Source organism: Gimesia chilikensis (assembly GCF_008329715.1).
GTDB lineage: Bacteria > Planctomycetota > Planctomycetia > Planctomycetales > Planctomycetaceae > Gimesia > Gimesia chilikensis.
In genome coordinates, this window is sequence record NZ_VTSR01000003.1 from 20,565 (window position 1) to 27,161 (window position 6,597).

General features: G+C 56.3%; 8 protein-coding genes. All 8 read left to right on the forward strand.

Annotation, left to right across the window (positions count from 1 at the left end; genetic code table 11):
* Nucleotides 1-143 precede the first annotated feature (143 nt).
* Nucleotides 144-734 (forward strand): peptide deformylase, encoded by a 591-nt coding sequence (gene def / locus FYZ48_RS03190; RefSeq protein ID WP_145044313.1) that lies wholly within the window; start codon nt 144-146, stop codon nt 732-734.
* A gap of 125 nt (nt 735-859) precedes the next feature.
* A complete protein-coding gene (fmt, locus tag FYZ48_RS03195) occupies nt 860-1,852 on the forward strand; it encodes a methionyl-tRNA formyltransferase (protein WP_149337467.1) in 993 nt (330 codons plus the stop codon).
* 129 nt (nt 1,853-1,981) lie between these two features.
* Nucleotides 1,982-2,311: a hypothetical protein gene (locus FYZ48_RS03200; RefSeq protein WP_145044311.1), complete on the forward strand. Its 330-nt coding sequence runs from the start codon at nt 1,982-1,984 to the stop codon at nt 2,309-2,311.
* A gap of 53 nt (nt 2,312-2,364) precedes the next feature.
* Nucleotides 2,365-3,237, forward strand: a complete 873-nt coding sequence (locus tag FYZ48_RS03205; RefSeq protein ID WP_145044310.1) for a DUF1570 domain-containing protein — start codon at nt 2,365-2,367, stop codon at nt 3,235-3,237.
* Nucleotides 3,238-3,385: 148 nt separating this feature from the next.
* Entirely contained in the window at nt 3,386-4,249 is an 864-nt protein-coding gene (locus tag FYZ48_RS03210) for a UbiA-like polyprenyltransferase (protein ID WP_145044309.1), read from the forward strand.
* A 101-nt stretch (nt 4,250-4,350) separates the two neighbouring features.
* The gene (gene mqnE / locus FYZ48_RS03215; protein WP_149337472.1) at nt 4,351-5,496 is read left to right on the forward strand and encodes an aminofutalosine synthase MqnE; all 1,146 of its coding nucleotides are present in this window, start codon (nt 4,351-4,353) and stop codon (nt 5,494-5,496) included.
* Between the two features lie 30 nt (nt 5,497-5,526).
* Nucleotides 5,527-5,943 (forward strand): VOC family protein, encoded by a 417-nt coding sequence (locus FYZ48_RS03220; protein ID WP_145044307.1) that lies wholly within the window; start codon nt 5,527-5,529, stop codon nt 5,941-5,943.
* Nucleotides 5,944-6,178: 235 nt separating this feature from the next.
* Entirely contained in the window at nt 6,179-6,367 is a 189-nt protein-coding gene (locus tag FYZ48_RS03225; protein WP_149337477.1) for a hypothetical protein, read from the forward strand.
* Nucleotides 6,368-6,597: the final 230 nt, after the last annotated feature.

The following is a 6,597-nucleotide window of genomic DNA, read 5'->3' on the forward strand; positions in this document are numbered from 1 at the left end:
AAGGATTGTATCTCCCGTTCGGCCTTGCTATACAGTTAGTTATGTATATGGCGTCCCTCCCTGCGCGCTCTTCGCAGAGATCGGGGCACCCTCATCGACTGATTTCTGAACTGTGTATCATACCCCGCCGGGTACATCAAATTATGGCTGCGTTGCAAATCGTCAATTATCCCCATCCCGCCCTCCGCTGGAAATCCAAACCCATTAAAAGCATCACGCCTGAACTGCGCGATATCGTCAAAACGATGTTCGAGCTCATGTATCAGGCACGGGGCATCGGGCTGGCAGCCAACCAGGTTGCACTTCCGTATCGACTGTTTGTGATCAACCTGACTTCCGATCCCGGCGAAAAAGAGGAAGAGTTTGTCTTCATCAACCCGGAAATTACCAAACGCAAAGGGACGGCCGAAGGGGAAGAAGGCTGCCTGAGTCTCCCCCAGCTTTACGGCGACGTCAAACGTTCCGAAGAAATTACCGTGGAAGCTTACGATCTCAACGGACAGCTGTTTGAGATCACGCTCGACGATCTGGCGGCCCGCGCCGTACAGCATGAATACGATCACATCGAAGGCGTCATGTTTACGGATCGCATGGTCGAAGCCAAAAAGGCCGAACTGGAAGCCCAGATCGCCGACTTCGAAGCCCAGTTCCGTCATCAGCAGGATCGAGGCGAAATTGCTTCGGATGAAGAACTTCGCAAACAACTGGCCCAGCTCGAGCTGGAACTGGATTAACACAGCCCGTCATCCGCACCGAGATACTGTTTTCGTCCGGCAACTGCGCTTTCCCTGTCTTTAATGCCAGTCGGCGCAGCATGGCGAGTGCAGACTGAGGCTGACTCATCAGGAGGAGATTTCCCGTGCCTTTAAAAGTAGTCATGATGGGGACCGGCACCTTCGCGATTCCCGCGTTCCAGGCGCTCATTGATTCCGAGCATGAGGTTCTGGCCCTGTATACACAGCCCGATCGGACCGGTCGCGGACATCACCGCCACAAAAACCCGATGAAAGAGCTCGCCCTGGAACACGAGATCCCCGTCTTCCAGCCACCGAAAATCAATACCGCGGAAGCGCTCGAAGAACTCGACCAGTTACAGGCCGACGTCTACCTCGTCGCCGCGTACGGACAGATCCTCTCCCAGAAACTGCTCGATATGCCCCGCTGCGGTGCCTTTAATCTGCACGCGTCCCTGCTGCCAAAGTATCGCGGCGCCGCCCCGATTCTGTACGCCATCCAGAACGGCGAGACCCAAAGCGGCGTCTCGGTCTTCCGGATTGAACGCGCCCTCGACTCCGGCCCGATCGCCGGCATGGTCGAAACCGAAATCGGTCCCAAGGAAACAACGGGACAACTGCAGGATCGTCTCGCCGACCTCGCCGCACCGCTGGCCATGCAGTTACTGTCCGACATCGAAGCCGGCACTCTCGTCGAAACACCACAAAACCACGAGGAAGCCACCTTTGCGCCCACGCTGGACAAACAGGTCGGCGCGATTGACTGGAACCAGACCGCCGAACAGATTTCCTGGCACGTCCGGGCCATGCAACCCTGGCCCAGCCCGTTCTCCTTCCTTCAGCATCCGGGGCAGGATCCTCTGCGTCTGCAGATCCTGGATGTCGACCCGCTCACTCCGGAAGAACGGGAAGCCCTCGAACCGCAAGTCGATCCACAGGCGGCCGCTCCCGGAACAGTCGTCTTCGCCGACACCAGACACGTTGTCGTCAGTACAGGGTCGGGGTTGCTGCAGCTCAACCAGATTCAGCCGCAAGGTAAGCGGGCCATGCAGGTTAAGGAATTTCTCTGCGGTCGGAAAATCCATCCGGGGGACATTTTCGGTACTCCCGCCACTTGAGGTGGTCTTATGTATCGTCATTGCGGCTGAATCCTCAGGTTCACTCTTGCCGCATTTGCCGGTTTCTGAGATGATCCCGCCCCTGATCAGCAGGCGAACCTGGATTTAACACACAAGGAAGTGAGTGAGATGCGCCGAATCGTAGCCGCTTTGATTTTCATGATGATCGGAGCGGGTGGCATGTATGCCGCATTTGAATATCACATCGTACAGTCAAAGGAGGGCTGGCACCTGGTCCCCAAGTCACAGGCCGGTCTTCACGATACTTACGCTGACATCAGAAAATGGCAGGCGACCACCTGGAAAGACCATCCCCGGCTGGCCCAGTCACTGATCGATAATGGAAAAGGGAACCTCATTATTCAGTCCGCATCGAACGGATTCTTCGACGGTCTGTTTCCCGGCACGGATAAGCAGCGCTCCGCCGCCAATCCGGAATCCTCCCAGAAACGTTTATAACTGCGACTTACTGACAGATACTATCCCCGCTTACTGAGACCCGACTGCTCACCGTGAAAACCGAATTACCCGTCAGCCCGGATCAGACTCCCCACCGGAAGTCATGGCCCGCATTCAAAGCCCTCGCTCTGAATGTCTGTCTGACACTTTGTCTGTTTTCAGCCCAGGGCTGCCGGACCGCCGCGAAAAATCAGGCCGTCCATCTGCCCGCACGACACAGCGTCAGTGCCGAACAGCTGATCGTGCTCAGCGATTTCAAACTGGGGCAGGAGCATCCCCTGTTCCAGGATCTGATCCAGCTGCGGGAAGATGTTGCCGCCACCCTGAATATCCCCTTGAACAGCGAGCAGGTCACCGTCTATCTCTTTTCCAACCAGGAAGAGTACCGCAACTATCTCGATCTGACCTACCCGGGACTGCCTCCACGTCGCGCTTACTTTGTGGGCACTCCCAAAGAGCTGGCCGTCTACACCTTCTGGGGTGACCGCATCCAGGAAGATCTCCGCCACGAATTTACTCACGGACTCCTGCACGCCAGCCTGAAGACCGTTCCGCTCTGGCTCGACGAAGGTCTCGCGGAATATTTCGAAGTCGCCGGCAATACCCCCGGACAGATCAATCGCGATCACGCGTCCCGACTCACCGCCGCCCTCAACAACGGTTGGAAGCCGGATATGAAACGCCTGGAACAGCTCGAGAAGGTCTCGCAGATGCAACGTGTCGATTACCAGGAAGCCTGGGCCTGGACGCATTTCATGCTGAACAGCACGCCCGAAGCCCGGGATGCACTGCTCGCATATCTCTCGGAGCTGAAGACCAACGAATCCCCCGAGGTCCTCAGTGCCCGGCTGCCCCGCGACATTCCCGGCGTCGAAGATCGCTTTGTGAATTACGTCGCTTCGCTGAACACTTTTCCCAGCCGGTAAGCTCGGAAACCTCCGATTCCTGCTTCTGCGCCGGAGTTTCCCGTCTCCCTGACTTGGGTGCCCGCAGCACATCAGCTAAGATGAAGCCAGCGATCGTATCCTGTGATCAACCCCGACCGCTCAATCCTCCTCTGATGAGATGAATTCAATGCTGGCCCGACTGCGCCTGTTACTCGAACTGATTCGCTTCAGCCATACTATCTTTGCCCTCCCGTTCGCGCTGCTCTCCGCCGTACTGGCCTGGCGTGGTCAAACCGTTCGCTGGCAGGAACTGGTGGGAATTCTGCTCTGCATGCTGTTTGCCCGATCGGCAGCCATGGCCTTCAATCGACTGGTCGACCGCGATATCGACGCGGAAAATCCACGAACCGCAGGGCGACACATCCCGGCAGGGCTCATCAGTGTTCGCGCGGTGACTATCTTCACCCTGCTGACTTCACTGGCCTTTATCGCCTCAACACTCCTGTTTTTACCCAATCGCTGGCCCCTCTACCTCTCGGTGCCGGTGCTCTTGTTTCTACTCGGCTATTCCTACGCCAAACGCTTCACCATCTGGTGCCATTACTGGCTCTCGACTGCCCTCATGCTCTCACCCCTGGCCGCCTGGATCGCCATTCGCGGGTCGCTCTCGCTGGAACCGATTCTGCTGGGAGCGGTCGTCTTCTTCTGGGTCGGCGGTTTCGATATTATCTATGCGTGTCAGGATGTCCATTTTGATCAGGACAAGCGTCTTTCCAGTATCCCCTCCCGCTGGGGCATCAAAAAAGCCCTGCGTTTCGCGATGTTCAGCCACTTCATGACCATCGTCTGCCTGTTCAGCCTCTGGTATGTCGCCGCCCTGGGCATCCCCTTTCTGATCGCTGTCCTCGCGGTCGCGGGACTGCTGATCTATGAACACCTGCTGGTCAATCCGGATGACCTGGGACGCGTGAATCTGGCCTTTTTCCACGTGAACGCCGTGATCAGTATTGGTTTGTTCTTTGTGGGATTGATCGATGTCTGGCTCGCATAAGCCAGCCTGAAACGTCATAATGAAGAAGTCCTGCTGCGCGGTTGGCAGGTCTGCCTAAACACCATTTTTCTGATACGCGAAACGAATCAACAGACAGTCTGATGAATCTGAATCAAAACGAACAGGAACAGCTCGCAACCATCACCCGCAAAGTCGAAACCGGCGAGCGGATCACCTTCGATGAAGGTGTTTTTCTGGACGAGAAAGTCGATATCCTGACGCTGGGCGGCCTGGCCAACCAGGTCCGTGAACGCAAGAACGGGAATTTCGCGTTCTACAACACGAACATCCACCTGAACCCGACGAACGTCTGTGTTTATCGCTGTAAGTTCTGCGCCTTCCGGGCTGACCTCAAATCAGAACGCGGTTACACCTTCACCGAAGACATGATTCGCGAACGTGTTCAGGAAGCCCGCGTCAGCGGCGCCACCGAAATCCACGTCGTCGGCGGGCTGCATCACCAGAAAAAATTCGACTGGTACCTCGATGTCGTCAGCACCATTCACGAAGAATATCCCGAGCTGCACATCAAGGCCTGGACGCCCGTGGAAATCAACTGGTTCAGCTTCATGACCAAAAAGCCGACCCGCTGGGTGCTCGAACAGATGATGGATGCCGGTCTGGGCAGCATGCCTGGCGGCGGCGCTGAGATCTTCCATCCCGAAGTCCGCGAAAAAATCTGCGAACACAAAGCCGATGCCCAGAGCTGGATTGACATCCACCGCGAAGCTCACAACCTGGGACTGCGGAGTAACGCCACCATTCTCTACGGCCACTACGAAGAGGCCAGACACCGCGTCGACCATCTCTGTCGCCTGCGTGAACTGCAGGATGAGACCGGCGGATTCCAGACGTTTATCCCGCTGGCTTTCCATCCGGAAAACACCGGGATGTCAGAAATTCCCAAGGCCTCCGGACTCACCGACCTTAAGATGATCGCACTCTCGCGGATCATGCTTGACAACTTCGATCACATCAAAGCCTACTGGATCATGCTCGGCGAAAAGACCGCGCAGACCGCCCTCAGCTTTGGTGCCGACGACCTGGACGGAACCGTGGTTCACGAACTGATCTATCACGATGCCGGAGCCAAAACGCCTGAAGGGCTGACCGTCGAAATGCTGCATCGCCTGATCAAGGAAGCAGGCCGCATCCCCGTCGAACGCGATACCCTCTATCGGCACATTGTTCGCGACGGCGCTTCCTGGAGCATCGGGGAACCGATCCTGGCCTCCTCCGTTTCCTGATCAGCAACCTGAAACAAGAAAGGCGAATTCATGTCTGATGTAGCCCCCACAGAATGTGTGCAGGTTCAAGCCTTCGATCACATCACGCTCGTGGTCAAAGATCTGGAAGCCGCGCGTAAGTTCTACGTCGATTTCCTGGGCATGGACCAGGTACCCCGGCCCGCGTTTTCCTTCGAAGGCCACTGGTACCAGATCGGCGGACAGCAGATTCACCTCATCCTGGAACACGATCAGTCCGGCGCAGCCGGCCAGGCCGATGTCGAACCGAACACCCGCACACACCATTTCGCCTTTCAGGTACAGAATGCGAATCAGGCCTATGCACAGGCGCTGCAGCAGGGAATCCCCATTGTTTCGCCTCCCAAACCTCGTCCCGACGGAGCCACCCAGACCTTCGTCAACGATCCGGACGGACACATCATCGAGCTCTGCTCGCTCGGGTCCTGAAGCCCCGGCAGGTGTCGGCTGGCACTGTTATAACGGTTTTTCAGGTCTCGCGGATCGCAGCGGGGCAGGGTTCAACGACGCGAGGAATCAGTTCTCAGAATCGACTGGAAATTCCACCAGAGGATAAGGTATACTTGGAACGAGAGTGCTCATCGAAGCTCATTTCAATCAGACGAGTACAAGACATCCATTAAGCAGACAGCTTTGACAGAGGTAGAGAGAGACGAGGATCTTAATGTCAGATGCACCCAAAAAAATGATCATGGGCTCGATGGCCGCTTCAGGAATCGTGGCGGCCCTCGCACTGGCTGATATCGCGATTGGCATCCCCTTTCGCGGCAGCATGATGATGGACATCATGTTCCTGGTCTCCGCCGGCCTGGTACTCTTCCTCTGCTGGGACGCCTGGAAAGACCTGCGTTAATCCCCAGTCATTTCCTAATACCGGCTGCCACAGTTGGTTCGACCAACCCAGAATAATGGGTAAGCCCGAATGCAATTCGGGCCGAGCGTAGCGAGCAGGAAACTGACAGAGCAAGATTCCGAACGCTCCCACAAAATTACATTTTCTATATGACCGGGTGAAACTATGAAAGAAGGTCGAGCCGGTGGTGGTATTCTTTAACGCGTGGTAAACATAGTTTGTTACAACCT